At 40.0% G+C, this 25,092-nt stretch carries 29 protein-coding genes and 1 riboswitch; of the genes, 6 read left to right on the top strand and 23 right to left on the bottom strand.

The features are described from left to right. Window positions 1–68: 68 nt before the first annotated feature. Complete coding sequence (locus tag DWZ33_RS03285; protein WP_118453777.1) at window positions 69–701, bottom strand: alpha/beta hydrolase; 633 nt, start codon at window positions 699–701, stop codon at window positions 69–71. 115 nt (window positions 702–816) lie between these two features. Here DWZ33_RS03285 and DWZ33_RS03290 point away from each other — a divergent pair, with 115 nt between their 5' ends. Continuing rightward, on the top strand, window positions 817–1,551 hold the full coding sequence (locus tag DWZ33_RS03290) for a TrmH family RNA methyltransferase (RefSeq protein WP_022936847.1): 735 nt from the start codon (window positions 817–819) through the stop codon (window positions 1,549–1,551). A gap of 81 nt (window positions 1,552–1,632) precedes the next feature. Here the strand turns inward: DWZ33_RS03290 and DWZ33_RS03295 are convergent, their stop codons facing one another. From DWZ33_RS03295 to DWZ33_RS03325, 7 genes are all read right to left on the bottom strand, one after another. Next, window positions 1,633–2,097 carry a pyridoxamine 5'-phosphate oxidase family protein gene (locus DWZ33_RS03295; protein WP_118453778.1) on the bottom strand — a complete coding sequence of 155 codons (465 nt, stop codon included), beginning with the start codon at window positions 2,095–2,097 and terminating at the stop codon, window positions 1,633–1,635. 16 nt (window positions 2,098–2,113) lie between these two features. Then, entirely contained in the window at window positions 2,114–2,713 is a 600-nt protein-coding gene (locus DWZ33_RS03300) for an ECF transporter S component (protein WP_118453779.1), read from the bottom strand. A 60-nt stretch (window positions 2,714–2,773) separates the two neighbouring features. After that, window positions 2,774–2,894: riboswitch (FMN riboswitch) on the bottom strand. A 91-nt stretch (window positions 2,895–2,985) separates the two neighbouring features. After that, entirely contained in the window at window positions 2,986–3,327 is a 342-nt protein-coding gene (locus tag DWZ33_RS03305) for a hypothetical protein (RefSeq protein WP_147352865.1), read from the bottom strand. Between the two features lie 16 nt (window positions 3,328–3,343). After that, a complete protein-coding gene (locus tag DWZ33_RS03310; RefSeq protein WP_118453781.1) occupies window positions 3,344–3,694 on the bottom strand; it encodes an amino acid permease in 351 nt (116 codons plus the stop codon). After that, window positions 3,694–4,125, bottom strand: a complete 432-nt coding sequence (locus tag DWZ33_RS03315) for a peptidylprolyl isomerase (protein ID WP_029473041.1) — start codon at window positions 4,123–4,125, stop codon at window positions 3,694–3,696. The genes DWZ33_RS03310 and DWZ33_RS03315 overlap by 1 nt, the downstream gene beginning before the upstream one ends. A 103-nt stretch (window positions 4,126–4,228) precedes the next feature. Beyond that, complete coding sequence (locus tag DWZ33_RS03320) at window positions 4,229–5,209, bottom strand: retropepsin-like aspartic protease (protein WP_182425492.1); 981 nt, start codon at window positions 5,207–5,209, stop codon at window positions 4,229–4,231. Next, window positions 5,202–6,368: an amidohydrolase gene (locus DWZ33_RS03325; RefSeq protein WP_118453783.1), complete on the bottom strand. Its 1,167-nt coding sequence runs from the start codon at window positions 6,366–6,368 to the stop codon at window positions 5,202–5,204. Before DWZ33_RS03325 ends, DWZ33_RS03320 begins: the two co-directional genes overlap by 8 nt. Before the next feature lie 116 nt (window positions 6,369–6,484). On the opposite strand from DWZ33_RS03325, the gene DWZ33_RS03330 reads away from it, so the two are divergent. After that, the gene (locus DWZ33_RS03330) at window positions 6,485–7,342 is read left to right on the top strand and encodes a DUF4438 domain-containing protein (protein ID WP_118453784.1); all 858 of its coding nucleotides are present in this window, start codon (window positions 6,485–6,487) and stop codon (window positions 7,340–7,342) included. Window positions 7,343–7,442: 100 nt separating this feature from the next. Then, the gene (locus DWZ33_RS03335) at window positions 7,443–8,351 is read left to right on the top strand and encodes a hypothetical protein (protein ID WP_118453785.1); all 909 of its coding nucleotides are present in this window, start codon (window positions 7,443–7,445) and stop codon (window positions 8,349–8,351) included. 31 nt (window positions 8,352–8,382) lie between these two features. Here DWZ33_RS03335 and DWZ33_RS03340 read toward each other — a convergent pair whose 3' ends face one another. After that, window positions 8,383–8,577 carry a hypothetical protein gene (locus DWZ33_RS03340; RefSeq protein ID WP_118453786.1) on the bottom strand — a complete coding sequence of 65 codons (195 nt, stop codon included), beginning with the start codon at window positions 8,575–8,577 and terminating at the stop codon, window positions 8,383–8,385. A gap of 146 nt (window positions 8,578–8,723) precedes the next feature. Between DWZ33_RS03340 and DWZ33_RS03345 the strand changes: the two genes are divergently transcribed. After that, window positions 8,724–9,539, top strand: coding sequence for a glycosyltransferase family 2 protein (locus tag DWZ33_RS03345; protein ID WP_022936836.1), 816 nt, complete (start codon window positions 8,724–8,726; stop codon window positions 9,537–9,539). Window positions 9,540–9,608: 69 nt separating this feature from the next. Next, on the top strand, window positions 9,609–10,373 hold the full coding sequence (locus DWZ33_RS03350; RefSeq protein ID WP_022936835.1) for a DeoR/GlpR family DNA-binding transcription regulator: 765 nt from the start codon (window positions 9,609–9,611) through the stop codon (window positions 10,371–10,373). A 28-nt stretch (window positions 10,374–10,401) separates the two neighbouring features. Here the strand turns inward: DWZ33_RS03350 and DWZ33_RS03355 are convergent, their stop codons facing one another. From DWZ33_RS03355 to DWZ33_RS03410, 13 genes are all read right to left on the bottom strand, one after another. Then, entirely contained in the window at window positions 10,402–10,749 is a 348-nt protein-coding gene (locus tag DWZ33_RS03355) for a hypothetical protein (protein ID WP_022936834.1), read from the bottom strand. Between the two features lie 80 nt (window positions 10,750–10,829). Next, entirely contained in the window at window positions 10,830–11,525 is a 696-nt protein-coding gene (locus tag DWZ33_RS03360) for a DinB family protein (RefSeq protein ID WP_118453787.1), read from the bottom strand. 23 nt (window positions 11,526–11,548) lie between these two features. Then, on the bottom strand, window positions 11,549–12,292 hold the full coding sequence (locus DWZ33_RS03365; RefSeq protein ID WP_182425494.1) for an N-acetylmuramoyl-L-alanine amidase family protein: 744 nt from the start codon (window positions 12,290–12,292) through the stop codon (window positions 11,549–11,551). A gap of 94 nt (window positions 12,293–12,386) precedes the next feature. Then, window positions 12,387–13,238 carry a hypothetical protein gene (locus DWZ33_RS03370; RefSeq protein WP_118453789.1) on the bottom strand — a complete coding sequence of 284 codons (852 nt, stop codon included), beginning with the start codon at window positions 13,236–13,238 and terminating at the stop codon, window positions 12,387–12,389. After that, window positions 13,238–13,678 (bottom strand): YaiI/YqxD family protein, encoded by a 441-nt coding sequence (locus tag DWZ33_RS03375; RefSeq protein ID WP_244925842.1) that lies wholly within the window; start codon window positions 13,676–13,678, stop codon window positions 13,238–13,240. Before DWZ33_RS03375 ends, DWZ33_RS03370 begins: the two co-directional genes overlap by 1 nt. Beyond that, entirely contained in the window at window positions 13,678–14,496 is an 819-nt protein-coding gene (locus tag DWZ33_RS03380) for a Cof-type HAD-IIB family hydrolase (protein WP_118453791.1), read from the bottom strand. Before DWZ33_RS03380 ends, DWZ33_RS03375 begins: the two co-directional genes overlap by 1 nt. A 130-nt stretch (window positions 14,497–14,626) precedes the next feature. After that, the gene (locus tag DWZ33_RS03385) at window positions 14,627–15,484 is read right to left on the bottom strand and encodes a KilA-N domain-containing protein (protein ID WP_118453792.1); all 858 of its coding nucleotides are present in this window, start codon (window positions 15,482–15,484) and stop codon (window positions 14,627–14,629) included. A gap of 295 nt (window positions 15,485–15,779) precedes the next feature. Continuing rightward, complete coding sequence (locus tag DWZ33_RS03390) at window positions 15,780–17,474, bottom strand: phosphoenolpyruvate carboxykinase (ATP) (protein ID WP_022936827.1); 1,695 nt, start codon at window positions 17,472–17,474, stop codon at window positions 15,780–15,782. 128 nt (window positions 17,475–17,602) lie between these two features. Further along, window positions 17,603–19,291, bottom strand: a complete 1,689-nt coding sequence (locus DWZ33_RS03395) for a proline--tRNA ligase (RefSeq protein ID WP_118453793.1) — start codon at window positions 19,289–19,291, stop codon at window positions 17,603–17,605. Between the two features lie 14 nt (window positions 19,292–19,305). Beyond that, window positions 19,306–20,535, bottom strand: coding sequence for a peptidase U32 family protein (locus DWZ33_RS03400; protein ID WP_022936825.1), 1,230 nt, complete (start codon window positions 20,533–20,535; stop codon window positions 19,306–19,308). Next, window positions 20,532–21,434 carry a peptidase U32 family protein gene (locus DWZ33_RS03405; RefSeq protein ID WP_118453794.1) on the bottom strand — a complete coding sequence of 301 codons (903 nt, stop codon included), beginning with the start codon at window positions 21,432–21,434 and terminating at the stop codon, window positions 20,532–20,534. Before DWZ33_RS03405 ends, DWZ33_RS03400 begins: the two co-directional genes overlap by 4 nt. Window positions 21,435–21,788: 354 nt before the next feature. Beyond that, on the bottom strand, window positions 21,789–21,920 hold the full coding sequence (locus tag DWZ33_RS18405; protein ID WP_276330523.1) for a hypothetical protein: 132 nt from the start codon (window positions 21,918–21,920) through the stop codon (window positions 21,789–21,791). Between the two features lie 96 nt (window positions 21,921–22,016). Next, the gene (locus tag DWZ33_RS03410) at window positions 22,017–23,288 is read right to left on the bottom strand and encodes a hypothetical protein (RefSeq protein ID WP_118453795.1); all 1,272 of its coding nucleotides are present in this window, start codon (window positions 23,286–23,288) and stop codon (window positions 22,017–22,019) included. Between the two features lie 192 nt (window positions 23,289–23,480). Between DWZ33_RS03410 and DWZ33_RS03415 the strand changes: the two genes are divergently transcribed. Continuing rightward, window positions 23,481–23,684 carry a hypothetical protein gene (locus DWZ33_RS03415; RefSeq protein ID WP_022936821.1) on the top strand — a complete coding sequence of 68 codons (204 nt, stop codon included), beginning with the start codon at window positions 23,481–23,483 and terminating at the stop codon, window positions 23,682–23,684. Window positions 23,685–23,734: 50 nt separating this feature from the next. On the opposite strand, the gene DWZ33_RS03420 is transcribed toward DWZ33_RS03415, so the two are convergent. Then, the gene (locus tag DWZ33_RS03420; protein WP_118453796.1) at window positions 23,735–25,075 is read right to left on the bottom strand and encodes a dicarboxylate/amino acid:cation symporter; all 1,341 of its coding nucleotides are present in this window, start codon (window positions 25,073–25,075) and stop codon (window positions 23,735–23,737) included. Window positions 25,076–25,092: the final 17 nt, after the last annotated feature.

A 25,092-nucleotide genomic window follows, 5' to 3' on the forward strand; every position in this document is an offset into this window, starting at 1 on the left:
ACATCTTTAGTATAGTGCTGATTTTCACTTATGTCAAGGAAACTTTACAAAATAAAAACTGATTATAATTAAATAATCAGCAATTTAATACATTCAGCCAACCCTCTTGGATTTTCTATCATCGGCAAATGGCAGCTGTCGGCGATAAAATGAAAGTTTAGCTTATTGATTGTTTGATGATCAAGACATAAATCAGTGATACGCTCAGGATAATCGGGTACATTTCGATCGCCATAAATTATATCGATCCTCTGCTTAAGATTATGAATCAGCGGTGTATAATCGAATTCGTCCTGCAATGAAGCTATCAATTCATTTGACGCATAGGCGCTCTCCTGCTTCAGCATTAACTTAATTTCATCATATTCCATCATATGTTCAGCCGTCATTAAATTACGATAAAAGGGATTCGCGGGTCTTAAGTTTGTTTCAATTAAGATTAAATGCTGACAATCAATACCCATTACCGCTAACTGAAGGGCAATCACCCCACCCATTGAATGGGCGATAATAACATCATAATGCTTATCCTTTACCTTCGGCCAAACCCATTTAGTCAGATCCATAACCTCGAAAGCCGATGCGGTTACCTCATGCGGATAAGTCAAAATGTCTGTCTTTAACTCTTGCATATTATTTAATAACGGCTGCCAAATAGCTTCCGTACAATTTAATCCATAAAGCAATAACGCTTTTTTCACAGTACCATCTCCCAAGCTATTATATCATATGTGTTTATATATATGCTTCTTATTGTTTCAGCTGTACGATGGGTTATAGTTTTGTTATAATAGCAATAGAAACGAGGATTTGTCTATGGATCAAGATTTACTGTTAGAAGGAAATATATCGGTAAAGGCAGCTTTGCTTGCAAAGGTGCGTACCGTCTGCGAGGTTATTGTTGATGAGCATAAAAATGATAAGGATACCCGTTATATATTGGCCAAGGCTTATGAAGCGGGTGTTGAGGTGAAAAAGGTCAGCCGTGACGCAATTGACGATATCGCTGAGGGGAAAACCCATGGCGGTTTGATTGCCCGAGTGAGTGAGCGCAGATATCAGTCATTAGCGGATGTGATAAATCTTTCAAACCCCTTTTTAGCACTGGTCGAGGGTGTTGAAGACCCATTCAACTTTGGTTATTTATGCCGAATCCTTTATGCGGCTGGCTGTGATGGCCTTTTAGTCAGTTCCCGCAACTGGAGCAGTGCCGCAAAGGTGGTTACTAAATCGAGTGCCGGAGCCAGCGAATATCTGCCGATAATACCGATAGAAGATTTTGATGAGGCTTTAAGCCAGCTGCATGAACGGCAAATTAAAATCTATTGTGCAATGCGGGAAAACGCGATTGAATACTATGACGCTGATTTTAAATCACCTGTCTGCATCGCGATCGGCGGTGAGATGCGCGGTCTAAGTAAAACAGTTCTGTCGCATTCAGATCAAAACATCTATATTCCCTATCCCAATGATTTCCGCAACGCGTTAAATGCTGCCGGAGCAGCTTCAGCCATTGCCTTTGAATGTGTGAGACAGCGACGCCATAAGTAAGAAAACAGAGAGTTCTGATTCATTTCCAACAATGACAAACTCTCTGTTTTAATTAATTATAATAACATTGATTAAGAATCATTAGTCTTTCTGATCGTAAGCTTTAACCTCTACACTCTGCTTTTCAAAATCAATAAATGTTTGAAAGGCATAGCGGTTTTCATCCTCATCCCAGATTTCCACAAATACAGGTGTAACCTCAATCAAAATCTCAGTGTCTTCATGACTGTAAGCATTATAGCTCTGCCAAAGATATTTTTTATAAGCTGTTTCAAATTTACGTCCTTCCTCTTCCACAACTAAACCTTTATTGACAGCGATCCCTTCGATCTGCACACCGCCGACACATAAGGCTACTCTTGGGTTTTTGAAAAGCTGCTGCGTCTTTCTGAAATTTTTATCGGTCTTAAAATAGATTTTATCATCGTAAAATAAACAGCTCACATTTCTTACCATTACATAATCATCCACACTGGACGCCAATGCCATAATCTTACTTGTTCCCAGTTTTTTAAACATTAATGCTTTTGCTTCATTAAATTCCATTTTCTTTGCCTCCTATTTATAGATATTTATGAATCAAACCGCTGATTTTCTTATACACGATCAGCGTTACTGCACAATTCGCCGCCGTCTTAATGATGTTAAATGGCAGAATGCCAATCAGCGCCAGTGATGAAACATCATTAATCAGCGGATTAATACTGTGGCTTGAGGTTACAATTGAATCCATGGTCATGCCATATAGATTGATATAAAAAGGAATGATCATTGTAAGATTCGTAATTACCGCTGTGATAATACAAAGCAGCGCACCCGCAATCAGTCCCTGAATTGCCCCCTTTCTGGTTTTATTCTTTTGATAGATTATGGCTGCCGGCAGAACCATCGCGCAGCTTAACATCAGCCCCTGCAGCTCCCCTACCAGCATCGACTTGCTGCCGGATATTATAAGCTGAATCAAAATCTTAACCAGAATAATTAAAAACGCACTGAACGGCCCTAACGCAAATCCACCGATCAGTTCCGGCACACCCGCCAGATCAAAGCTTAAAAAGGGCGGCATAAAGGGTAGTGGAAAGCGAAACAGCATCAGCACAGAAGCTAGGGCACCCATCATGCCAATCAGCGTCAAATGCTTCATTGAAAAAGCTTTATGCATAGAAATACCTCCAATCAAAAAAAAGGAAACGAAAAAAATTCGTCTCCGAGTGTACACAGAAAATGTCTTTTCTCATCCGGACTTTAACCGTCGGTTCTGGAATTTCACCAGATCAGCTGCTGTTTCGCAGGTCATGGACTTTACCATCGGTAGGGACTTACACCCCGCCACAAAGACTTGATATTCAATTTTGAATGCAGGTTATGCCGAAACATCCTCTGTAATTCTATTATAAGCAGTTCATCAAGCAAATACAATCCCAAAATAAATTTTTACTTTACGACCTTTATATCATAGACATTTTCCACGCCTAGAAAATGAATCAATGCTTTCGTATATAAAGCTGAATATACAAATAAAAATAATACAAGAATGATCATAATCAGCATAAAATCTGTGGTCATTTGCTGAAGCAGCATATAAAGCAGAGTATAAAGAATCATACCTAGCACAAACATTGTGATGATAGCGAAGCGTTTTAAACCAACTCTCAGCACCTTCTTACAATGAGCGCATCTCACCCGAGTATTCCATTGTACGAGTGAAAAAGGGATATGGTGTCCGCAGAATGGGCATTTCAGCTCAATATCAGTCAGCTGATGCCAAATTTTCATAAAGCCTTCCATACGCTTAATCCACAAACAAGAATCCACAGAAAATGTAGATCATGTTAATAAAGAAAGAATTAACACCAAAGAAAAACAAAACCTCAGATACAACCGCAATTTCAAACAGTCCCAGCTGCATCAAGACCAAAAACAAGACAATAATGATTGCCAGTACCTTTTTCAGCACTGCCGGATTGCGGCGTTTACGGCTTTTATTCAATGAAGTGCCAAATAAAAATAAAGCACTTACGGTAATAATCGTCAGCAGCATCGCGGTAAAGTTGCTGTAAAAGTAAGTATTGACCAGCTTTACGATGAACGCTGATAAAAAGATAATCAATACCGGATAGCCTAAACGCTTTACATCATCCATTATTCATCCAGCGTGATACTTGTCATCACGTCTCCATTATGCATATTGCGGACTGCGCCCATATTATCGGTTACACAGCCAAATACCGTATGTACGCCATCTAAATGCGGCTGAGGTTCATGACAGATAAAGAACTGACAGCAGCCGGTATCCTTACCGCGGTGAGCCATTGATAAAGCCCCAGTCACATGCTTATGCGGATTATTCTTTGTCTCACATGGAATTGTATATCCCAAATCACCAGCACCGGTGCCGTAAGGGCAGCCGCCTTGTGATACGAAATTTTTAATTACCCGATGAAAGGTTTTACCGTTATAATAGCCTTCTTTAATTAATTTCACAAAATTGCCGACCGTAATCGGAGCTTCTTCTTCATAAAGTTCAAATGGGATCACTGCCCCGTTTGCCATTGTAATTTTACCAGTTAACATTTGTTTCCTCCTTAAATCCTGTATATAAATATATCATTTTTCAGCGGCTTTTTAAAGTATCAATCAAAAGAAAACCGTACCTTTCCATGAGGTACGGCAGTGATTATATGATTTGCGCAAAATTTTGTGAATTGATAAAGCGAATCTTACGCTTACGAATGATTTCATTGCCAAAAACAGCGTCAAATTCAAGATCCTTAAAAATATTAGTACGGCCGGTTATAATATTTTCAAATACTAAATTAGACTGATGAAATTTGAAGCGCACTTCATTAACAAGTGATAGATGGGTTGTCTCTAAGCCATGCACACCAAGCACGATGGCCTCACCATCATCCACCTTTTTGATTTTATCATCATCGATAATATGCTCTGAGATCCAGCTAGTTTTCGCACCGCTGTCAAAACCTGCCAATGCGTATTCCTTTTTGCCGTTAAGGACAACCAGCGTTGGAAACATACCGCTGATCATATTGCAGCTGCTGACTTCGCCCTGATATTGAATGACATTAAATGTGCGGTTGGCATCATCAATTTCAAAATCCAGCTGACTGAGAATATCCCAGCCTAAGATTCCTTCAATCCCCGTCAATGAGATGCCAAACAAGGTTGGACTGATATCCTGCAAAGAGGAAAGCACCATCGGCTGATTGACTAATTCCAAGGCACCGACGCGAAGCTTTTTCACAACTGCCGCGGATAATTCCTTAGCACTGCCGGCAAAGCTTTCAATCTGCATGACACCCTGATTGCTTTCACAGCCGCATTCTTTAGCGCATTTCTCTGTGATTGCGGAAACCTGAGCCCCGGTATCAAGCAAAAAGCTTTTTTCAATGTCATTAACTGAAACATTGATCAGATATAAACCAAACAGATTTTTACGCAGCGGCACACTGAATTCCGGCAGATACAGCCGTTTTTCCTGAGCCGGGCCGCCGTTCGCGAGATTCTGATAAACCTCTTCCAGTTTGGCATGATGCATCGAAGAAGCCATAACCCGATTCAATAAGCGCTGATATTGGGGTGTATTCTGTATCATTGACGGTTTTGTATCAACAACATAGCATTTATGTGAATTAAACATTGCTTGTTTCCTCACTTTCATAAACGATCTCACCATTGATCATCGTTTTCATTACCTCTGCTTCATAAGATAATAAATTGCCTTTCACAAATACGAGATCCGCATCCTTGCCGCTCTCAAGGCTGCCGACCCGATCAGCAATGCCTAGGATTTCCGCAGGATTGATCGTAATAGCCTTTAACGCTTCCATTTCATCAAGACCATGCTTTACCGCCAAGGCCGCGCACAGACTCAGGTATTCTTGAGGAATAACCGGTGAATCTGTGATAATAGCAATTTTAACACCTGCTTTATTTAAAATGCCCGGTGTATTAAAGCTTTTTTCCTTTAACTCAAATTTAGATTTATTTCCCAAGCTTGGTCCTACCAAAGCCGGAAAACCACTGGCTTTTACTTCATCTAAAATCAGATGCCCTTCCGTACAGTGATCGAGAGTACAGTTCAGATCAAACTCCTTCACGATCCGCAGGGCGGTTAAGATATCATCAGCACGATGAGCATGAATTTTTAACGGCATCTTTTTTTGAATTACCGGAATCAGTGCTTCCAGCTTCATATCTAAAGCCGGACGTTTGCTGATATCATCACCGGCCGCTTCTTTTTTAGCCAGATATTCCTTAGTTTTCAATAGCGTTTCACGCAGATAAGCCGCAGTCTGCATGCGTGTCTTAATCTTGCTGTTTTGATAAACGCGTTTCGGATTTTCACCAAAGGCAACCTTCATTGCGACATTATCTTTTATAATCATTTTATCGATACAAGTACCGTTTGTTTTATAAGTAGTAAAAGTACCGCCGATTACATTCGCGCTGCCCGGCCCCGCGCAGACGCTTGTAACACCATGACTGCATGCCAGACGCACCGTTTCATCCATTGGGTTGATCCCGTCAATCGCGCGCAGCTGCGGGGTGATGGGATCAGTGCTCTCATTGACATCATTGCCTTCAAACTGAATACTTGATTCATGAAGACCTAGATGGCAGTGAGCCTCAATAAGACCTGGATAAATGTTAAATCCAGAAGCATCAATTATCTGTTTCGCATCAACTGCCAAATCCTTGCCGACTGCTTTAATCTTGCCGTTATCAATCAGGATATCACCTTGCAGAATACCCGCTTTACCCATAGTATAAATCATTCCATTTTTAATTAGAAGCATAAAGAACCTCCTCGCTTATCAGTATTATACACCAAAACTAAAAATTACACTATTTCGATCTCGATCATTGAGCGTCAGACTGCAAACATGTATAATAGTTTCAGGAGGATTCTGCAATGAAAACAAATAAAGAACATTTAGTAATACAATCTGTACAAGGACGCGTCCATCATCCGACCATGCGCGGGGCTGGATATCGGGTCGGCTTTGACGGCTGGGGACGAATCCCAATGGCTACCGGCGGTATTACCTATAATTACGCGATTGGTGATTGCTGCATGGGAATTGCCGGTGATCATATTGAACCGGGGGTCAGCTTAAAGAACGCGGATGCCAGTGAAAATGACGCAATGAATGCTTTTGCCTGTGTCGGCAATACCGCAAAAGTATTAACTGGTGATGCCAAGGGTGAGCTGGGCTTTGTGACCGGCAAGCATGGCGGCATTGATCATGTCATGATTTACTTTCCGAGTGAAACACTTGAAAAAATGGCTGTTGATGACAAGGTGCTGATTAAGGCACATGGTCAAGGCATGAAGCTGCTGGATTATGAAGAGGTCATGGTTATGAATACTGATCCTGAACTCTTTGATAAGCTGGGAATTGAGGAAAAAGACGGCAAGCTGATCGTCCCGGTAACCCACATCATACCTGCTTATCTGATGGGCAGCGGTCTTGGTTCGGCGACCTTAATGAGCGGTGATTATGATATTACAACTCAAGATAAAGAAGCCGTTAAAGAGCTGGGATTAGATACGCTGCGCTTTGGCGATATCGTTTATATCCAAGATAATGATGGTCATAATGGCGCGCATTATCTGAAAGGCAGCGGCAGTGTCGGTGTCATTGTCCATTCAGATTCCTTTACTTCAGGTCATGGTCCTGGTGTCTGTGTCATGCTGACATGTAAAAAGGATACATTGAAACCCAAAATCTGCAAAGATGCCAATATTGCCAATTATCTTTTAAAATAGTAACTTGGCTGCGCAAAGCGGTTTCGGCGATGCGGACATTTTTAGATTCAATAGCAGTCGTTTTACGATAAAAAGTGATACCACACAATAAAGGAGCCTTATGGAAATCATTGAAGCATCAAGAAAATTTATATATCGCAATGCCCGGCCGCTCGATCTAGCACGCTGGCATTATCTATTTGAAAATGGCAGCAAACAACCGGTGATAGACGCCTTAAGCAGCTATCAAAATCCAGACGGCGGCTTTGCGAATGCCCTTGAGCCGGATTGCTGGAATCCTAATTCATTGCCAATCCAAACATGGGTAGCAACCAGAATCATTGATGAAATTGAATTAAACGATAAGCAGCATCCACTCATCACCAACCTTTTAAATTATCTGGAAACAACCACTGCCTTTGATGGTCATTGCTGGCATGGCTTAAATAACGTTTCCTCAAATAACGAATATCCGCATGCACCTTGGTGGTCTTACGATGCTGAAGCTGGCTCAGGCTATAATCCAACCGCAAGCTTAATCGGCTTTATCCTGAAATACGCAGACAAAACATCATCGATTTACAACTTAGGCACCCGCCTGTTAATTGAAGCTTATGATTATTTAAAAGCGAATACACCGCTTGCTTCAATGCATGAAACGGCATGCTTTGTCGAACTGTATGATTATTTAACCGCTGAGCCTCTTAACATCATCGATTTAAACGAATTTAAAGCTTTATGTATGCAGTCAATAAAAGCACTGCTAACTTTTGAAACATCATTATGGGATACCACTTACAGCTGCAAGCCCTCTTTATTCATCAAGAATAAGAAGAGTGATTTCTATCCTGAATTGGCAGAGCTGTGCGCCTATGAATGTAAATTCATCAAACAGACTCAAAATGTTGATGGTACATGGAACGTAACATGGGATTGGGGTGAATATCCTAGAGAATGGTCAATCAGTGAAAATTGGTGGAAGAGCGATATTATCATTAAAAACATAAAATTTTTAAAATCTATGATTTAAAAAAACGGCATATTGTGCCGTTTTCATATGCTTAATAGCTGACTGCTGTTTTCAGTCGTAGGTTATTGCTCTGCCATTCCTCTTCTTTGCATAAATGATCAAACATATTGTTTGTCTCTTCAAGCTGAGCATTGCCAATTTCTGAATAATAATCTTTCCAAACCTCATCCATTAAGGATTCCAGCTTCTTCTCCATCTCAAGCATTTCACATTCTCTTTTTGTCATTATTTCTCATCCCTTTAACTAGCATGTATTATTTTACCTGAATAAAAATCACATACAAGACTTGATTTTTATAATCTTTGCTAAATCTTAACAAAGTTTTCACTTTTTCTTCACATCGGCATGTAATAATAGGATTAGGTGATACGATGAAAAAATTAGTAAGTATTATTATTCCCGTATATAATGTTGAGGATTACCTCACTTTTTGTCTTGATTCACTGCTGAATCAGACTTATGAAGATCTTGAGGTAATTGCTGTGGATGATGGTTCAACCGATAACTCATTAGCTATTTTAAATGCTTATGCGGCAATGGATCAGCGTCTGCGTGTAATCTCACAAGCAAACAGCGGCCCGTCAGCAGCTCGTAATTTGGGCTTGTCGATGTGTCATGGTGAATACATAACGTTTATGGACAGTGATGACTGGGCAGAGCTGACTCTGATTGAAAAGCTGGTAAATGCCTTGGAAACTGATCAAAGCGATATCGCGATCTGCGGACACTGGATTGCCGGCAGTCATTATAAATTGAAGGTCAGAAGCCGCAAGTCATGGGTTCTTGATCAGAAGCAGGCTGTGAAAATGATTCTTCAGGATAAGGTCATTAAGAATTATGCATGGGGAAAAATGATCCGCCGAAGTCTGCTGCCCGCACTGCAATTCCCTGTCGATCAGATCTATGAGGATGTGCGTTCAGTCTATAAAGTATTTCTTCAGGCATCCCGCTTTTCGCTGCTGAATGAACCGCTTTATTATTACCGGATGCGTCAGGGAAGCATTACCTATTCACTGCCTGCGATGAATGCCGCTGAGATGAAAAAAGCTTATCAGGAACAGCGTCATGAGATTGCGAAGTTTTATCCTGAGCTGATCAGCTGCACCGATATGAATCTCTTTAAAGCCAATTTTCTAATTCTTTATACTGCTGCCCGTGATAAGCTGATGATGATTAAGCCGGTTTAACGCTGGCTTTTTTTCTTTACTTCATCCGCTGATTATGCTAAATTGAAACTGACGAAATGAGGAATGAGTATGGGTACTTCATCAAGAAGAATGGATATATTTAATCTACTACAAAAGAATAAGGCGGTGGAAGTCAGCGAGCTGGCCCGTTTGTTTAATGTATCGACAATGACGATTCGGCGTGATTTAGAAATGCTTGAAAAGCAGGGCTTAGTAACAAAGAATTATGGCGGCGCGCAGCTGAATCAGGGGGCTGCGATTGAACCGAGCTTCACCTTAAAACAGAAAACCCAAATGAATTGTAAGAGTGCGATTGCCAAGGAAGCGGCCCGTTTTGTACAGGATGGCGACAGTATTCTTATCGACTGCGGTACAACCACCCTGCAGCTTTGCCGTTTCATTCAGGACAAGCGGATAACGGTTATTACGAATTCGTGGCCGGCGGTCAGCTATCTGCAGGCGAACCCCAAGATTAAGCTGATTCTGGCGCCCGGCATTTATTCAAGCACCAGCAATGGCGTAATTTCTGCCATGACAATTGATTTTTTCCATCAGTTTCAAGCTGATAAGGTATTTGTCGGCAGTCAGGGTTTTGATTTAAAAGAGGGTGCCACAGTACCGGACATGGAGGATTGTCAGGTTAAGCGGGCGCTGATTAAAAGCGGACGTAAAAAATTTCTCATGATTGACCATGAGAAATTCAACACTCATTATCTATGCCGGCACGCAGCTGCCAGTGAATTTGATGTTATTATTACTGACAATCAGCTTGACGCTGCTTTGCGAGCTGAGGCTGAAGCATTAAAACTGCCATTGATTCTGGCTAAAGATTAAGCCGCAATGGCTTTTTTTCTATTAAAAACTATACGATATTCTCACCCAGCAAGATCTTAGGCATCGTTATCAGACAGCGGTTCCAGCGTTTATAAAACTTTTCCAAGCCTCGCTTAGACACCTGCGCATGAACCTCTTCATTTTCAACTGTCCAATGCAAAATATATGTTACTTTTCCGATATATCTGGTTAAACGAAGCGGCGCCTTGCCTTCTTTTACTGCATTGAAATCTTCTTGCCGATGAGTGCGCTTGATGTATTTTACATCTATAACACCAGGTTGTGAAAGATAAAATTCCGCAACCTCTTTCATTAACGCCTCAATTTCATCCTGCTTATCAATTTTAGCTTCATAAATACATATTTCATTAAACATTATACTTCCTCCGCGGCTCTAAATTACAAGCTTAATTCAACACATAAAATCAGGCAAGAATTAAATGGACAGCTTCCAGGCTATTCACGATAGATGCGTTTATGGGTACGAAAATGCAGCTTCCATTTGCAGCAGTCATTCAAGTGCAGCATAACATGACGGGTGGGCGGCATCAGCAATAAACCCGCAACATCCTTTTTGCCCCAATAATCAAGCAGCCAGATTGAATCTTCATGCTCACTTACACCCTTGACAGCCCGTATTTTATCTAAATCTTCTGCCTTTACCTGACGCCGCATATCCCCCGCCTGAAGCTCGCTCACAATGGTTCGGGTACGCCGTGATACTTGCCTGCAATAATTCAACAAAGCATTGATATCCACCTGATGACTGAATTGAAGAATTTCATCATCTGACCAAGCATTGCCAGTATCAGTAAACTCAATCCCCATAGCCTGCTGCCACATAGAATCAAAAAGCTGTTCCTGTCTGGCGACAAGATAATTCATCGTTAAATCTTCAATGCGAGCCGTATGCCACAGCACCCATGCTATCGTCTCATCGCTGCTGGCAGCCATAGCGGTATATTCCTGAACTGTCAGATCATTTAAAAGCGCATCAACCTCATTCAAAGCTGTCATCATATTGTCTGAAGGATGCAGTGACGCATGAATGGCTAAAAACAATTCTTTGGCGGCTTCAAGCTGGTCTGGCTTACGAATTATCTTTTGTAATGCTTTATGCTGTTCACTTAAGCCTTCACCAAAATACTTCATGAATTATCCTCCATGTCCCTGCATTATTCCATAGCGATGCCTAACTCATGAAGCAGCCCCTTGACAATTGCCATACTTAGCTGATTCTGACCATCATCACTCATCAGAAAATCAGCCTCTTCATTGTCAGTTAAAAAGCCCATTTCCACAATGATGCTCGGTATTTCATTCTCCATCAGCAGCTGCAGAAGATTCACTGACGCATCCTTGGGTTCCCGGTTAGGCAAGCCGTCAATCTTCTGTAACTGCGCATTGACTGCATCACTCAGCGCCATGGCCTTCGCATCATCAAAATACACATAAATCTCACTGCCCTTAACCTCACCGGCCAGATCGGTTGAATTACAATGCAGGGATACAAAATAACTGGCATTAGATGCATTGGCAATCGCACTGCGTCCGCGCAGATCTGCCACATTATCATCAGGCCAAGGTACATTATCATCCTCACGGGTCATAATGACATTCACCCCATAATACTCAAGCGCGCTTTTAATCTTCTTGGCTACGGTCAAATCAATATCCTTCTCCAAGATACCGTTATAAGACACCGCTCCATTATCATAACCGCCATGTCCCGGATCTATAACAACGGTTGGCTTTGACTGCTGTTCCACAATCGGCGGTTCTATATTCGCGTTAACATCCTCATGCGTAAACAGACCAATCAAAAATTGAATACTCATCACCAAGAGAACGATTATTGTTAAACATCCACCTGCGAAAATAATACAATGCTTTATATTTAAACGTCTGCGGCGTTTCATATTTATCACCATCCAGCTATTATTAAACCTTATTTGCTGCCTGATTGCTACTAATTATGAATAATCCGACAATTTCCCATAATTAAAAGCCGCGTTAAGCCTGCTCCTGCTTCATGTCATTAATGATTTCCATAATGATCTCATAGGAATCACTTTCTTTATTTAACAGAGCTTTATAGCGATCAAAAATCTTTAACGTTTTCTGCGGATACTCATCAAGATAAGCTAATCCATAATAAAGAATCGCTTCTGTTTTATCATTACGCTTATCAATGGCTGCCAGCAGCATCTTTTCACCTTTGGGATTCTTCAAAGCCACATAGGCAGTTGCCAATTCAACTTCAAGCGCATAAGCCAGAAAATCATTCACATAGCTGAACTGCTTATTGAAGCGGAGCACAAAATCAATGATTTTTTGGTAATAGCACGGATCATTCATTCTCCCCTGTTCCATGCATTCATCCAGATAATCAATGATGATGCTGTGCAGATCAATGCCGTCATTTACCTCATAAGTGATGCGGTCAAAATTATCTAAATCAAAACATTTGCACATCTTAAAGAAACGCTGAAAACAACTCTCCAGCTGCGCAATTTTTTCGCAATCATCAAGCTCAGCCTCACATAAGTCATCAAGCCGTTTAGAAATTAAGCCGTAATGTTCAAATTTAAAATGATGAAACTTGCTGAGAATGAGATATATTGCCTCATCAATGAAATCACGCGGATAAATGCTGCATGTATCATCAATCGTACATGTTTCAAAAATTTTATCTGAAACCTTTAAATCATTCCAATTCTTTGTCAATTCATCAACGATCTGTTCATAGCTCCATGTGCAGCCCATTGCCTTTAGATTTTCCATCATCAATGACTGATCCATTGTTTCAAGATCAGCATACATTTTATCCATTTTTTCAGCTAATTGCTTTTCATCTATCATCATTATTTACGCTCTCTTTCTATACAGCTGATTAATGCTTCGATAAATCGCTCATCATCAGCCTCACTTCGTTTTTTTATATGCCCAAAGCGCTTAGTCTGTTTGCGGATTTTAATCCCGTCGCTGCGCTGATTTAAAAGCTGAAGAATGCTTCCATCATCAAATTCCATGCCTGAGGGATGCAGACAGACTGCCCCTTTACCCAAGGCGAGAGCAGCCAGACCGGTATCCTGAGTAACCAGCAAATCTCCCTTTGTGATACGTTTTAAAATCTCAAAATCAGCATGATCATGACCCTGATCAACAATAATGATTTCTATGCCGTCAATCGCATACTGATGAGCCGTATCACATACCAGAGTAACCGGTATATCCCTTTGCTGAGTGATCCATAAGCATTCATCAATGACCGGACAGCCATCACCATCAATAAACAGACGCATTATTCCTCACCACTCAGCAGACCAGCTTTAATAAATGCCTTCGCAAAGCCATCATGCTCTAAATCATCCGTAACAAAATCAGCGACTTGTTTCAGGCTTTCCTTCGCATTCCCCATGGCAATTCCCAGATTGCATAGCTTTATCATATCAATATCATTGCCGCCATCACCAATCGCAATCGTTTGACTAAGATCAGCATTCAGATGCTCAAGCAGCTTCAAGATTGTTTTTGACTTAGATACACCCTTGATGGCAATTTCACCGCTTTCCTTACCAAAAACCGGTACCGTACATGGAATGATTTCAAAACGGTCCTTGAATTGATCCGCGATCCTTTGATACGGCTGACTGCCTTCAAGGAAACATATCTTGCTGACATCTTTATCATAATAATCACGACTATTTATAAAACAGGCAGTAAAAGGGTGATCCTTCACCTTTTCAATCTGCATCAGCTTCATCAAATGAGGAATACAGTTTTCACTGGCATATAGACCACCGCTGCACTCCACAAAGTAATCCATCTGATAGCTGTCTAATGCATCTACAATTGCTCTGATGTCTGCTTGTTCCATCACTAAATGCATCAACACCTCGCCATGATCCTCAAGATAACTGCCGCCCGCACAGATAAAGCCGTCAAACCCGATAGCCATAATATTTGCGTGTAATTCTGCCTTGCTGCGGCCGGTGGATAGATAAAGCTTATGGCCCTTCTTCTTCAATTGTTCACATGCCCATAGTGTACTCTTTGCCAAAACGCCGTCATTGCCGACTAACGTGCCATCTACATCAATGAATATGATTTTCTGTTCCATAGCTATTCCTCATTCTTTCCCCTACTATTATAAAAGATAAAGTTCTTGCTGTCTATCAAGCCAAAGAAAAAGAACCCGCAAAAATTTGGGTTCTTTATAAACCACACTGTCACCATAACAATGGCCCGCTTCATTTTTCTTTACTTATATCCGTTAGTCGTTTAATCCCTGCTGAATCAATCAAAGACTGCATTTGTTCCCTTGCCATCCGATTCAATTCTATCAATCGATCCTCGCGGTTCAAACCGCGTTTAATCAACTCGGCATTAAAGCTTTCCATATTAGAAAGTATAATAAGTTGCTGCAAGGTTGCATGATCACGAATATTTCCATCTAATCTCGGATTTGCATCTCGCCATTGTTTTGCCGTTTTACCAAACATTGCTACATTTAAGACATCGGCTTCTGTTGCATATGTAAAGCTCTGATATTGTTTTGGCAGTTCCGGTACAATCAGGTGTTCTTTGATAGCGTCCGTATGAATTCGGTAATTGATTTTTGAAATCTCACGGTTCATATTCCAATTAAGAGAAAGCCTGCTGTTTTCATCCGCCTTTAACCGTTGATAATCCGTGATAATGTATAGTTTGAATTCCGGCGAAATCCACGAAGCAAATTCAAATGCAATGTCTTTATGAGCATAAGTCGCTGCATAACGACCTTGTTTTGTAACCACCCCAATAGCGTGAATGTCTGTCACCCATTTTTTAGGTGTCATAACAAAAGCATTGCTACCTGAATCATTTTTAATTGCCTCGAATTCGAGGTAATTAAAGTCAGGATTATTGAGTTGTTCCCACAGACCCAGAAATTCAATGGTACTTCTGTTCCTCATCCAGTTTTGAATTACATACCCCGGATATTCGGGATTTTTATATTTCGCAATATCAGTTAAAGAAATATAGTCATCATAACTTCCATCCGACACAACAGAAATTTGCATCCCCTTAGCACTTAATTTTGCTTTTAAGACCTTTTCTTCCTTCATTTCTAACCTCCACCATTTTTTTCATTATATCAAATCCTATACTAAATGTCTTCCTTTTAACCCATCAGTTTGGAAAACTTCGACATTATATGATGCTACTTTTAATTGTATTCTAACTCCGCGCAGAACACGGGCACCATTTGGGCATCATTGGCTTATTTTACACAGTTTGAACAGGAGAAAAAAAGAAATGCTGCACTTCCGCATAAACACTATGTTTTTGCTAGAGTGCAGCATTTCACAAGTAGATTTTCAATATATAACGTTTGACGAGACAGCGAAATTTTGCTATTTTCTATGCATTTTGAATAAAATCAAGCAACTGCTGAGCGGCCTCATTTAAGCCTGTGCGGTCTTCTTTACTAAAGCCCAAATGCGTAAAGATTTCACCAACAAAGACATTATTGGCATACAGACAATCAAATACCTTATCAATCAGCGGTGCGCAGACATCTTGCTTCTGCATCGGTCCGAAAGGATTCGCAAAATAAGTCTTTGATAAACCAACTTCCTGCGTTGTACCCAATGCCATACGCTGACCCTGAATGCAAATATTCTTTACTTCTTCCTTATCGTCAATTCTTCTTAAACCGATAGCTTCACCATAGTTATTGGCATAGGCGAACAGATCAATGCGATGATTTGTCGCAACCACATCATAAGGCGCTGCCGGTGTAATAACACGCGCATTCGCACTGTCTGGATTTAAGAATACTGAACGGTCCATATCACGATATGGCGTACCCTTATCAAGGTCATCCAAACGGATAAAGGCTCCGATTTCTGTACCCTGACCATAAGGGATGCCGTCTTCGATATGAATCGTACCCATATCATCAAAGACAACTTCAATATCCGAAATCACTTCATTGCCTAAGGCACGCAGCGCTTCAATTGATTCAGACTTACCGGCTCCGGAATCACCCATCAGCATGATTCCCTTGCGCTTGCCATCCTTCAACGTAATATTTACAAACGCGCCGTGAATTGGCAGCCAGCCCTTCTGCATCATTGCCAGATTATGCAAAGTCAGTGACATTTTCTTAATATAGCCAAAATACTCAATCTGCTGACCATAAGATACAGAACCAACCCAAATATCTTCTTCGGTATCATGATAGAAAGTTGTTTCATTCTTACCGTCCTGATTACCAAACAGACAGATCAGATCCGGTTTTTTCGCGCATTCATCAGCCGTTGCAATTTCAAATAAGTTTGCCAGTGAAATACCTGAACACATAAAATCACGATGGAAATAAATGAACGCTAACATACTGCCGATCTTAGCCGGGAAACAGAACCATTCATCCGCATTGCCGCTGAACGTATCAACCGGATTATCCGCTCTTTCCACAAACATCCCTGTACGTTTATTAGAACGTGTTGTCAGCAGTAAAGGTGTACGCAGCATGACTGAATCAAACATTGGGATTTCTTTAAGCCGGTCATATCTTGCAGATAATTTACTCTTATTAATCCGCACTGCCGCTGCCGCATTTGTTCCTGCCTGCAGCTGACGGTATACCTTATTCTTTCTGCCCTGAACCTTTTGTTCAAGATTACGATAAATATCACGAATCAAACGGTTAAAATTAGAATCTGCCGTTACATAGCTAGATTCCTGAAGGGCATTCCCTGATCCGATATTAGTTACTGAAAAACGCTGATGACGTTTCCAGAAATTATACAGTTCTTCAATGAAATCGAGCAGCAAAGTCTTATCATTCAGATAATAGCTCTCTACTTCATCACATTCTAAAATTGTCAGTTCTCTGAAAAGCTTTGTAATTTCAACCTTAGCCTGACGGGTTGATTTACCATTAACAGCCCATGCATATAATTCAGGGTCCGTAGTTTCCAAATCATCAATAAAAGATTCCACAAGATTTTTAAACGTTGGTGAATTCAACAGCTCTGCCGGTGTACGTGCATACGATGCGCTGAAATTCAGTATTGCCATCTGTTCATTCATATACAATGTTTCTTTCATCTTTTATCCCTCGTATCTTTCTATAAGCCTACATTCTATCGTACGCTTAGCCTTTCTAATTATACACACAAAAATTTTCAGTGTAAAGTTAGTTCTTTTTCATTCTTTAATGAAAACTCTTACATCTTTTAAAAACGATTCTTTACTTCATCAATAACCTTTGATAATTCAACATCAAAGCTTTCAGCTTCATCACGCATCTTAAACTCAACAAGACCTTCGCCAAGTTTACGGCCCAAAGTGATACGGCATGGAATACCTACTAAATCCATATCCTTGAATTTAACACCCGGACGCTCATCACGATCATCAAGCAGTACCTCAAAGCCTGCCGCGCTCAGCTGTTCATATAATTCTGCCGCTGCTTTTTTCTGCGCTTCATCCTTCATTGAAACAATCACTAAAGCCACTTGGAACGGCGCAACTGATTTAGGCCAGATCAAACCGTGTTCATCATTATGCTGTTCCGCAATCGCCGCCATGCAGCGTTCCAGACCAATACCGTAGCTGCCCATTACAACTGGATTCAGCTTATTATTAGCATCAAGATAATTCAGTCCCATAGTCTGAGCATACTTAGTACCCAGCTTAAACGTATTGCCAACCTCAATACCCTTGGTAAATACAAGCTTTTTACCGCAGCATGGACAAACATCACCCGCTTGAACACAGGCCACATCAGCAACAAGATCCGCTTTAAAATCCTTTAAGTTAACATTTTCAATATGATAATTCGTCTTATTGGCACCAACAATGAAGTTTTTCATCTTCGCAACCTCACGGTCCATGACAATCTTAATCCCTAAACCGACTGGACCGGCAAAACCGACAGCCGCTTTTGTAATCCGTTCTACATCATCAAAAGCCGCTAATTCAATCTCATTTGCCTGCAGCAATTTCAATGCCTTAGTTTCATTTAATTCACGATTTCCCTTAAGCAGGAAGGCTACAAATTCACCATCTACCTTATAGATTAATGTCTTTACAAAAGAATCAGCCGTTTTATTGAAGAAAGCAGCTACCTCATCGATGGTTTTCGCATGCGGTGTTTCCACTTCATTCATCGCTAATTCAGCCTCATCGCTGACCTCACTTGTATCGATAACCTCAGTAATTTCTAAATTACTTGAGAAGTCACAGCCCTCACATTGAACGACTGTATCCTCACCAATTTCACAGATTGCCTGAAATTCCTCAGAAAGCAAGCCGCCCATAGCACCAGTATCTGCCTTAACGATCTTATAATTTAAACCCATGCGGTCAAAGCAAGCCTTATAAGCGTTAAACATTTTCATATAAGATGTATGCAGGCCCTCAAGATCAGTATCAAAAGAATAAGCATCCTTCATAATAAACTCACGGACACGGATCAAGCCATAACGAGGACGCGTTTCATCACGGTATTTTGTTTGAATCTGATAAAGATTATACGGAAAGCTCTTATAAGAAGCACCATTCATACTTGCGGCTACCGCAAATAATTCCTCATGGGTTGGTCCTAATACATAATTTTTCTGATAACGGTCCTTTAACGCAAACATATTGCTGCCAAACGCTTCACGGCGGCCAGACTTTTCATAAACCTCTTCAAGAATCAGGGCTGGCATCAATAATTCCTGAGCACCGGTACGATCCATTTCCTCACGAACAATATTTTCTACCTTTTTTAATACCCGATGTCCCATCGGCATAATCATATATACGCCATTGCTGGTTTTCTTGATCATTCCGCTTCTGACTAGCAGGTTGCCGCTTGTTGATTCTTCATCCTTAGCATTTTCTCTTAATGTATAAAAGAAGCTCTCACTCAATTTCATTTTTCTTTTCTCCCTTAATAAATTGTACTGCGATCCTTAATCATCACTTTACGGATCATATCATTTTTCTCCACCGGAAATGGTATCCTGGTGGTTAGTATCTGCATCGGCTTATTCGCTACTTCAATTTTCTCATTCATTTCATCAAAGCAGTCACCGATAATCAATGGTTCATTGGTTATATGCGGGCCAAATACCTCAGCCTGACAGCCCGGTTTGAAATTATTTCTCACCAGAATCGTTGCCATTTGGGTCGATGCATCATACGACAGCACACTGGCGATAAATTCCTGTGTAACACCGGCACCATTAACACCATACAGATGAGCGCTGAATTTCGGCAGGCCGGCATAGAAACCAACATCAGCCGGGCGGTTTTCCGCTTTGCTTAATTCTGACAGGAAGAACGCCATCCGCGCTTCACTGATTTCACCCTTTTCATATACCTCATCGATCAGCATACGGTATGCTTTCACAACCGTGGCTATGTAATACGTCGATTTCATCCGGCCTTCAATTTTTAATGAAGCAACACCGGCATGAATCAGATCCGGAATATAACGGGCTGCCATCAGATCCTTGCTGCTCATTGAGAACAGCTCCTGATCATCATTCAGCTTTTCATCGCCCTTATACAGCCGGTATTTCCAACGGCAGCTTTGTGCACAGCCACCGCGGTTCGCATCACGATTGGTCATATTGTTAGATAACGTACAGCGGCCGGAATAGGAAATACACATTCCGCCATGAATAAAGGCTTCGATGGGCAGCGGCGAAGCAGCCGTTGTTGCCTTAATATCTTCAAGCGTACATTCCCGAGCCAAAACCACCCGATCAACACCCTTGCTTTGCCAAAATTTAGCAGCCAATGAATTGCATGTGGAATGCTGGGTACTCAAATGCACCTCAAGCTTAGGTGCTACCGCTTTGGCAGTCATCGCGATTGTTGCGCTGGCACAAATAACAGCCGTTACCCCGGCATCCTCCAACTGTTTTAAATATTCCTTTAAATCATGCATATCTTCTTCATGCGGCAGCATATTCACGGTCACATGAATACGCGCGCCATGAGCATCAGCAAACTTAACTGCCTCTTGGATATCCTCGATATCAAAATTGCTTGCCCGGGAACGCAGAGAGAATTTTTTGCCGCCGATATAAACAGCATCAGCACCATACAAGATTGCTATTTTCAAACGTTCAAGATCACCGGCTGGTGATAATAATTCAATTCTCTGTCTCATACATTCACCTTCACTGTACTTGTTTTCTTATACATAAAACCGGTACTGATATTCTGATTCGGATATTGCTTCTGATATGCTTCAAACATTTCTAACCCGGACTTTCTGCCTTCAAGCACATCACGATAATCACGGGCAGTCTGAGCAACCTCATCACTGCTCATAAACAGACTTCCAATACGCAAAGACTGTATCCCTGCCTTGACTAAATCATTCACTTCATTAAATGAACATAAAGTAAAGCCGGTAAACACATGCGTACCAAGCTCATCTTCGATAATCGGCATATGCTCATCACGATTTTCTTCCATTAAATATAAATCATGATTGTTTTCAAGATCAAATTCACGGCCCAGAAATTCATAATAGCTGGTTAATAAACGACGCTTGGAATGCATCATATTCAACCGGCCATGAATCAGCACTTCTAAATTACCCTTGACCTGAGCGGCAATGCCAATCATTTCTTCCTTGGTGATTTCCTTTGATAATGTAACACCATTGATACCCTGATCAAGATAAAACTGTGCGTCAGCCGCATTGGTAATCAGTGTATCTGGATTGTAAATCAATTTATCTTTCATTGCTAATTCATCGGCTAACTGTAAAACCGCGCAGTCAGTGAAATAAATCTGGTCTACATTCATAGCTTTTAATAATTGCAGTTCATCACGGCACGCTTCACATTCACTTTCAGTAAAAAAACGTGTCAGCTGAACGGCGCTTTTCATATTTAATTCATGGAGCAGTTTTGTTCCTTCTTCAATTTGTTGATTAGTGAATACCCCAGCGGGTCGCGCACTAAAAAACGGCAACGCGAAGAGAACCGTATTAATTCCTGCATCATGGTACTTTTTAATATCTGCCAATTCATAACTAGCAGCACTTAACTCGAACATTTGCCACTCTCCTATCAACTACCTGTATTATTATACTGTTTTTACGGCTTTCTGTATAGCAAAACAAATGAATAAAAGCGGATTAAAGATGGGATTTTGCGGCTGTATTAGGTGAAATTGATGATAAAACAGTGAATTGCAGGGGATGATGAAATGATTTAGTGCTCTTAAGCGTGAAATGCATGCATGCTTAGATAATTATGTCATGCGCGTAAAAGAAAAGGGCGATTGCCCTCATTCTTTTGATTTTTAGATAGATGCTGAATAGAATATAACAGTCATTGGGGGTTTACTGATATAGACATTCAGCTGTTAATATTTAATAAAACTCATTCCCTATTAAAAACACATTAATTATAAAACCTCATGACAATCACGGCCATAACAAAATGGAGTTGGAATAGGATCATCATCACCTGGAATTGGCGGAGTAACGATTCCAGAGAACATAATACCTGCAACTAAAAATACCTTAAATAATTTCATTCTATCACCTCTCGTGCAATAGAATAACACACCTTGTAATTATTTTGTGAATTTTAGGAGTTACCTTCCTTTTTTATGCATTTTGAATACTTTTTATTACATTTTCCTAAACTTATCAGAAATCTTCATTAGTTTTCTTCTATTTACTTCATGATGATTATGGTCTTTTAAGAGTAATTTAATTTCATTTGTAAATACAATATAGTAAAAGGAGTCGTGTGATTCAACATTAGGCAAAACATATGAATCTAGATAATTGATAAGTCTTGCAAAATCATCATTCATGCTTTTCAGGTAGTAATATTCATAGAAGACTTTTTCTCTTTCGGTAATTATTTTGCAATTTTCTACTGGTAGCATAACAAAATCCGAAGTAAAATCATTTTCACAATATTCAATCAATTTCAAACAAATAGCACTCTTAACATAATACTTTTCAAATCTAATTGTTTCTAAAAAGTATTTTTTTGATTTCAAATAATACCCATTCTCAAAATAATTTAATGCCAAATTCATTCTTCCTTGCATAACTAATTCTTGATTTACTTTTATGTCTTTATTATTAACTATATCGTTAAAGCAATCTTCGTATCTTTCAATTGATTTTTCCTGTATATTGCCAATCAACCAAAACAATTTGCTATATACCAGTAATAAGCCGTTATAGTTTTTCTTTTCACTATATTCCTGATCTATTTTCATTAATATCTTTAAACTATCGATATGATATTTAACGGAAAGCAAATAGCTAGCATAATTCAATTGATTAACACTATAAAATGAGTTTTTTAAATTCAAAGTGTTAAATATAAAATTAGCTTTAAAGAATGTTTTTGAACCTTCATGAAAATCATAAAATTTAAAACAAAACTTAAATATTACATTAGATAAGACATCTATAATATCTTGATTCAAATATTGCATTGACTTAATAAAATGATCTATCTCCTCTTCAACCATAACACTGACAAAACTAAATTTGTAAATCATTTCAAACGCTCTGATGTACTCATACTCAATGATATATTTCCGATATGGCTCTAACCTTTTAATCGTCTCATAACAGATTTTCTCCATCATTTTCGTATCATACCATTCAACTGCATCTCTTAACAGCCTGCATTGGTTTAAAATATAGTCATCCATATCATGCCGGTAATTATAATTAAAACCTAATTTTGCCAATGCGCCCAAATAAAATTCATCATTCTTAGCGGGAATATCCTTATTAAAATTAGTCGCTACCTGCCTTGAACAAACATTTTCGATCAGATCAAATAAAGTAATCCCCATTTCCTTTTGATAGATTCTGATCAATCTTCCTACTCTGATCTTATTCTTGTTACTGATAACTATTTCCTCAGCCATTCGACATCACCTTTCTTCAGGGGTTTAAATTAACCATTAAAATCAGATTTGTAAACATTTAATCACATAATAATTATATCAATAATCAATACTATTCTGCTAGTATAGCTTCATATACAACGTCTTGTTGAATGATGGAGTTTGCTTCCCAATGCGTTTCTGATATATAATACAAAAAAGGAGGAATACGTCGTGCAAGATGATTGGTATAATAATTTTTTAAAGGAATGTGAAGGAATATCGATGAACGAGGTTTGTCCTCATTGCGGGCGCAAGGCATTAGTTCGGGTTGCTGATCTTGATTATGTTTTTACCTGTTCAGCCTGTGGTCATACATTTGAATTTGATGGCCGTTATGCGGATGAACTTGATTATCTGATTGCCAGAAAGCAATAAAGCAGAAGCTGTTTAGCCTCTGCTTTACTTTTTATTATAGTGGTTATTCTTTATGCGTTATATTTATCTGTATCAAGCATATTTTCGCTCTTGGCGACAATCACACTGGTTGCTGAATCACCAACAACATTTAATGAGGTAACCAACATTTCAATCGGTCGGTTAATTGCCAGTATTAAACTATAAGCCAATAATGCCGGATCGTTTGTATAGCCCATGGCAGTCAGGATCGTGAATAAGATTACAGCGCCTGCTCCCGGTGCAGCCGGTGTCCCCACAGATGCAATTAAAGCCAGTACAGCGATTAAAGCAATATTGCCGAAAGTTACTTGATAACCAGCGCTCGCGGCAATGAAGATAGCAGCAATTACCTGCATAATGGCAGTACCGTTCATATTAACAGTCATGCCTAATGGCAGTACAAATGATGCAATTTCTTCATTAACACCTAATTCTTCAGTTGTCGTCTTAGTATTTAATGGCAGAGTTGCTGCACTTGATGAGGTTGAGAAACCAAACAGCGCTACTTTTGAAATCTTGCCGATAAATTTTTTAGCACTTAAACCAGTTGTCAGTCTTACAATAATACCATAAGCTACAAATAAGAACAGTAAGAGACAAATAATCGTTGTTACGACGTAAGTTAAAGCCGGTTTTAAGTGATCGATGCCGTAAATCGCAAAGGTTCTGGTAATCAGCACGAAGATTGCTGCCGGTCCAAAATTATTAACAACATAACTCAGGAATACTACAACGATGTCATTGATTTCCTGACACAGCTTTTTAAACACGGTAACCTTATCACCTAGCTTAAGGATTGCCAGACCAAACACAACTGCCAGAACAACAATTGATAAGACACGGCCGTTATTTGAGAATACATCGAAGATATTATTAGGAACTGCCTGAATGAAGATCAGCAGCGGATTGCTTCCCGCCTTACCGGCAGCCGCCGTTAATTCGCCAACTTCACCTACACTGAAGCCGCCTAAATGATAAACAGCAAAGCCTACCGCCCCTGCGAACAGAAGCGCGATGAATGAAGTAATCAAGAACCATTTGATTGTTTTAAATGAGATTCTGCCTAATTTCTTCGCGTCTGACATATCGCAGATTGCCAGCGTGATGGAAGTAAATACCATCGGAATAATGATCAGCTGCAAAGCATTGATGAAAATCTGCCCTAAGATATAGAAAATACCAATTGCATTTGTTGCGCCTTCCGCTGTGATATCCTGAAACAGCAGATTATTAATGAATGTCCAGGTAGATGCCTGTCCGGAGCTTATTAATGATTCACGCAGGAAGATGCAGCCAGCGCCGCAAAGCAGTCCAATCGCTAATGCAATGGCCATCTTCATGGCTAATTTTGATCCTTGATTCTTTGTCATATGTGTCCTCCTCGTAT

This window comes from Dielma fastidiosa (genome assembly GCF_003475485.1).
GTDB classification, from domain to species: Bacteria; Bacillota_I; Bacilli_A; order Erysipelotrichales; family Erysipelotrichaceae; genus Dielma; species Dielma fastidiosa.

Coding starts and splice junctions, on each gene's coding strand:
- DWZ33_RS03290 (WP_022936847.1), top strand. CDS start 817: ATGGATCAAGATTTACTGTTAGAAGGAAATATATCGGTAAAGGCAGCT.
- DWZ33_RS03295 (WP_118453778.1), bottom strand. CDS start 2,097: ATGGAATTTAATGAAGCAAAAGCATTAATGTTTAAAAAACTGGGAACA.
- DWZ33_RS03300 (WP_118453779.1), bottom strand. CDS start 2,713: ATGCATAAAGCTTTTTCAATGAAGCATTTGACGCTGATTGGCATGATG.
- DWZ33_RS03305 (WP_147352865.1), bottom strand. CDS start 3,327: ATGAAAATTTGGCATCAGCTGACTGATATTGAGCTGAAATGCCCATTC.
- DWZ33_RS03310 (WP_118453781.1), bottom strand. CDS start 3,694: ATGGATGATGTAAAGCGTTTAGGCTATCCGGTATTGATTATCTTTTTA.
- DWZ33_RS03315 (WP_029473041.1), bottom strand. CDS start 4,125: ATGTTAACTGGTAAAATTACAATGGCAAACGGGGCAGTGATCCCATTT.
- DWZ33_RS03320 (WP_182425492.1), bottom strand. CDS start 5,209: ATGTTTAATTCACATAAATGCTATGTTGTTGATACAAAACCGTCAATG.
- DWZ33_RS03325 (WP_118453783.1), bottom strand. CDS start 6,368: ATGCTTCTAATTAAAAATGGAATGATTTATACTATGGGTAAAGCGGGT.
- DWZ33_RS03330 (WP_118453784.1), top strand. CDS start 6,485: ATGAAAACAAATAAAGAACATTTAGTAATACAATCTGTACAAGGACGC.
- DWZ33_RS03335 (WP_118453785.1), top strand. CDS start 7,443: ATGGAAATCATTGAAGCATCAAGAAAATTTATATATCGCAATGCCCGG.
- DWZ33_RS03340 (WP_118453786.1), bottom strand. CDS start 8,577: ATGACAAAAAGAGAATGTGAAATGCTTGAGATGGAGAAGAAGCTGGAA.
- DWZ33_RS03345 (WP_022936836.1), top strand. CDS start 8,724: ATGAAAAAATTAGTAAGTATTATTATTCCCGTATATAATGTTGAGGAT.
- DWZ33_RS03350 (WP_022936835.1), top strand. CDS start 9,609: ATGGGTACTTCATCAAGAAGAATGGATATATTTAATCTACTACAAAAG.
- DWZ33_RS03355 (WP_022936834.1), bottom strand. CDS start 10,749: ATGTTTAATGAAATATGTATTTATGAAGCTAAAATTGATAAGCAGGAT.
- DWZ33_RS03360 (WP_118453787.1), bottom strand. CDS start 11,525: ATGAAGTATTTTGGTGAAGGCTTAAGTGAACAGCATAAAGCATTACAA.
- DWZ33_RS03365 (WP_182425494.1), bottom strand. CDS start 12,292: ATGAAACGCCGCAGACGTTTAAATATAAAGCATTGTATTATTTTCGCA.
- DWZ33_RS03370 (WP_118453789.1), bottom strand. CDS start 13,238: ATGATGATAGATGAAAAGCAATTAGCTGAAAAAATGGATAAAATGTAT.
- DWZ33_RS03375 (WP_244925842.1), bottom strand. CDS start 13,678: ATGCGTCTGTTTATTGATGGTGATGGCTGTCCGGTCATTGATGAATGC.
- DWZ33_RS03380 (WP_118453791.1), bottom strand. CDS start 14,496: ATGGAACAGAAAATCATATTCATTGATGTAGATGGCACGTTAGTCGGC.
- DWZ33_RS03385 (WP_118453792.1), bottom strand. CDS start 15,484: ATGAAGGAAGAAAAGGTCTTAAAAGCAAAATTAAGTGCTAAGGGGATG.
- DWZ33_RS03390 (WP_022936827.1), bottom strand. CDS start 17,474: ATGAAAGAAACATTGTATATGAATGAACAGATGGCAATACTGAATTTC.
- DWZ33_RS03395 (WP_118453793.1), bottom strand. CDS start 19,291: ATGAAATTGAGTGAGAGCTTCTTTTATACATTAAGAGAAAATGCTAAG.
- DWZ33_RS03400 (WP_022936825.1), bottom strand. CDS start 20,535: ATGAGACAGAGAATTGAATTATTATCACCAGCCGGTGATCTTGAACGT.
- DWZ33_RS03405 (WP_118453794.1), bottom strand. CDS start 21,434: ATGTTCGAGTTAAGTGCTGCTAGTTATGAATTGGCAGATATTAAAAAG.
- DWZ33_RS18405 (WP_276330523.1), bottom strand. CDS start 21,920: ATGAAATTATTTAAGGTATTTTTAGTTGCAGGTATTATGTTCTCTGGA.
- DWZ33_RS03410 (WP_118453795.1), bottom strand. CDS start 23,288: ATGGCTGAGGAAATAGTTATCAGTAACAAGAATAAGATCAGAGTAGGA.
- DWZ33_RS03420 (WP_118453796.1), bottom strand. CDS start 25,075: ATGACAAAGAATCAAGGATCAAAATTAGCCATGAAGATGGCCATTGCA.